Origin of the sequence: Dietzia sp. SLG310A2-38A2 (genome assembly GCF_014145095.1) — a bacterium.
GTDB lineage: Bacteria > Actinomycetota > Actinomycetes > Mycobacteriales > Mycobacteriaceae > Dietzia.
In genome coordinates this window covers 1-3,426 of sequence record NZ_JAALDX010000323.1, presented here as the reverse complement: position 1 = coordinate 3,426, position 3,426 = coordinate 1, and the positions used below count along the sequence as shown (strand labels likewise).

Below are 3,426 nucleotides of genomic sequence, written 5' to 3'. Positions count from 1 at the left end.
CCGCCGGTAGGGTGGAACGATGCAGCGCCCCTCCCGCCGGCCCCAGAGCACCCCGTCGAGCCCCTCCGCCCGCGCGGCGGCCGTCCTCGCGGGGGCGGTCGTGGCCGGGACCGTCTACGCATCGGGTTGGGAACGCAACGCGTTCACCGTCCGTCGCCACTCGCTCCCCCTGCTCGCGCCGGGATCCGAACCCCTCAAGATCCTGCACATCTCGGATCTGCACATGATGCCCGGGCAGAAGCGCAAGCAGGATTTCCTCGGGTCCCTGGCGCGGCTCGAGCCGGACCTGGTGCTCAACACCGGCGACAATCTGTCGGACGTGCGCGCGGTGCCGTCGGTCGTGCAGGCGCTCGGCCCGCTGCTCGGCCTGCCCGGGGCGTTCGTGTTCGGTTCCAACGACTACTACGCGCCGATGCCCAAGAACCCCCTGTCCTACCTCGGGATCGGTCGGAAGAAGCACTCCTCCGTCCCGCTGCCGTGGCGCGACCTCAAGGCGGCGTTCTCCGAACGCGGCTGGGTGGACGCCACCCACCGGCGCGCGGAGATCGTGGTGGACGGCCGTCGCGTCCTGGTGGCGGGCGTCGACGACCCGCACATCGGTCGCGACCGCTACAGCGAGATCGAGGGCCCCGCCGGGCCGGCGTTCGACCTGCGGATCGGTCTGGTCCACTCCCCGGAACCCCGGGTCCTGGACCGTTTCGACGCCGACGGGTACGACCTCGCGGTCGCGGGCCACACCCACGGCGGACAGCTCTGCCTGCCCACGGGGGCGATCGTCACCAACTGCGGTATCGACCGCTCGCGGGCGCAGGGTCTCTCCGCATGGGGTCGGAACCTGGTCCTGCACGTGTCCGCCGGGCTCGGGACCTCGCCGTACGTCCCGGTCCGGACGTTCTGCAGGCCCGAGGCCACGCTTCTCGAACTGGTCGCCGGTCCCGGGGGCGGCGGGGACGACGCGCCGGTACCGGCGACGCCGTTGCGCGAACGGGTGCCGCTGCCGGCCTGACCCGGTTTCGCGAATCACCCCGGTTTCGCGAATCACTCAGCGGGGCGCTAGAGTATCCCTCGTTGTCACCGGGGTGTGGCGCAGCTTGGTAGCGCGCTTCGTTCGGGACGAAGAGGTCGTGGGTTCGAATCCCGCCACCCCGACAATGCGAGGTCCCGGACCGTTCTCGGTCCGGGACCTCGGTCATTTGCGGCCCCTGACGGCCCGCTTCCGGGCGCGCTACCGGTGCAATTCGGCGTGGACGATCCGTAGAGTTGTGTCATGACCTCCCAGACCGACGTCCAGAACGCCGCGGCCCCGGGGGCGGCGGCCCCCCAGCCGGCCACCGCAGGCCATCCCCACTACGGCCGCATCACCACCACCGGCCAGGGGGACCCCGCCCTCGCCGCAGGACTCCAGAAGGTCCTCGACGGCCGCTGGGCGGACGCGCGCCGGATGACGCGCGAGGCCATGACCCCGGACATGCTCAACCCGATCGGGGCCACCATGGAGGAGCACCGCGCCCACGTGCTCGACCAGATGAGGCGCCTGGCCGACTCGGGCATGCCCGGGCTGGGGTTCCGCACCGAGGACGGCGGCACCGGGGACACCGGTGGGGCGCTGACCTCCTTCGAGATGCTCGGACACCTCGACCTGTCCCTCATGGTCAAGGCCGGCGTGCAGTGGGGCCTGTTCGGCGGGGCCATCGCCAATCTCGGCAACGACGAGACACGCAAGAAGTACCTGCCGGGTGTCATGTCCCTGGACCTCATGGGCTGCTTCGCCATGACCGAGCTCGGCGGCGGGTCGGACGTGCAGAACCTCGAGACCACCGCCACCTTCGACACGGAGACCGGTGAGTTCGTCGTCCACTCCCCCACCCCGAGTTCCGAGAAGTGGTACATCGGTAACGCGGCTCGTGACGGGTCCATGGCCGCGGTGTTCGCGCAGCTCATCACCCACGCCGAAGACGGTGAGGAGCTCCGCCACGGGGTCCACTGCCTGCTGGTGCCGATCCGGGACGAGGCCGGGAACGACCTCCCGGGCGTCACCACGACCGACCACGGGCACAAGGGCGGACTGCTCGGCGTGGACAACGGCAAGATCATGTTCGATCACGTCCGCGTGCCCCGCGAGGCGCTGCTCGACCGGTTCGGTGCCGTGGATGCCGATGGTCAGTACTCGTCGCCCATCGACTCGGTCGGAGGCCGCTTCTTCACCATGCTCGGCACGCTGATCCGCGGCCGGGTGTCGGTGGGTGCGGCCGCCGGCGCCGCGGCCCGGACCTCGCTGGCGCTGGCGGTGCGGTACTCGCTGATCCGCCGCCAGTTCGACCACCCGGAGACGGGGAAGGGCATCCCGCTGCTGGAGTACCGCGAGCACCAGCGTCGGCTCATGCCGCGGGTGGCCCGCGCGTACGCCTACGCGTGCGCCCAGAACGCGATCGTCGCCGAGCTCCACGACTTCGAGAAGAACCCGGACGCGTTCGACGCCGAGCGGCGGCGGGAGATGGAGTCCCACGCCGCGGGGATCAAGGCCACCGTGACGGGGTTCGCCAACGACACCATCATCGAGGCCCGCCTCGCCTGTGGCGGCGCCGGGTACATGTCCGAGAACCTGCTCACCGAGATGCGCGGGGACTGCGACGTCTTCTCGACGTTCGAGGGCGACAACGTGGTGCTGACGCAGCTGGTGGCCAAGGAGCTGCTCGGTGCCTACGCCGCGGAGTTCGGCGATATGGACCAGCGGGAGACCGTGGCCTTCGCCCTCACCACCGCGGTGGACGTGGTGCAGGAGAAGGCCCGCGCGTCCACGCTGTGGCAGAAGCTCATCGACACGGTGACCGACCGCGAGCACACCGACCTGCTCGACCGCGGCAACCAGCTCGAGCTGCTGGTCGACCGCGAGGAGCACCTGCTGGAGACGGTCGCTCGCCGCCTGCGCAAGGCACAGGGCGAGGACGGCTCGGCGGCGTTCAAGGTGTTCAACTCGGCCCAGGACCACATGCTGCAGGCCGGGCGCGCGCACATGGACAGCTGGGTGTTCGCCCGCTTCGCCGAGGCGGTGGACGCGTGCGAGGACCCGGAGGCCAAGGAGGTCCTGGGTACGCTCTGCGACCTATACGTCCTGGACATCGTGGACCGCGACAAGGGGTGGTTCCTCGAGCACAACCGTCTGACGACCGAGCGCACCAAGGCCGCCACCGCTGCCCGGAACCGGTTGTGCACCAAGCTCGCCGGCAAGGCGCGCACGCTGGTGGACGCCTTCGCGATCCCCGAGTTCGTCTTTGACGTCCCGATGCTCACCGACGGCGGCGTGGACGCCCCGCTCGAGACGGGAGCCGGCGAGCGCGGCTGACCGGCCGCTGCCCGCAGATCCCGGCCGCCAGACCAGCACACACGGTCACCGCGACCAACACCGCGGCGCCCGTCCACGCCACC

General features: G+C 70.8%; 2 protein-coding genes and 1 tRNA gene. All 3 read left to right on the top strand.

Going from position 1 to position 3,426, the window contains the following annotated elements:
• The first annotated feature begins 19 nt into the window (after window positions 1-19).
• The 3 genes from G6027_RS11760 to G6027_RS11750 all read left to right on the top strand — a co-directional run bounded on the left by G6027_RS11760 (window position 20) and on the right by G6027_RS11750 (window position 3,343).
• A complete protein-coding gene (locus tag G6027_RS11760) occupies window positions 20-1,006 on the top strand; it encodes a metallophosphoesterase (protein WP_182637343.1) in 987 nt (328 codons plus the stop codon).
• 69 nt (window positions 1,007-1,075) lie between these two features.
• Window positions 1,076-1,149: transfer RNA gene (locus tag G6027_RS11755), tRNA-Pro, on the top strand.
• A gap of 118 nt (window positions 1,150-1,267) precedes the next feature.
• Entirely contained in the window at window positions 1,268-3,343 is a 2,076-nt protein-coding gene (locus G6027_RS11750) for an acyl-CoA dehydrogenase (RefSeq protein WP_182637342.1), read from the top strand.
• Window positions 3,344-3,426 lie beyond the last annotated feature (83 nt).

Excerpts from the sequence above, each read along its gene's own strand:
- G6027_RS11760 (WP_182637343.1), top strand. The coding sequence starts at position 20 with ATGCAGCGCCCCTCCCGCCGGCCCCAGAGCACCCCGTCGAGCCCCTCC.
- G6027_RS11750 (WP_182637342.1), top strand. The coding sequence starts at position 1,268 with ATGACCTCCCAGACCGACGTCCAGAACGCCGCGGCCCCGGGGGCGGCG.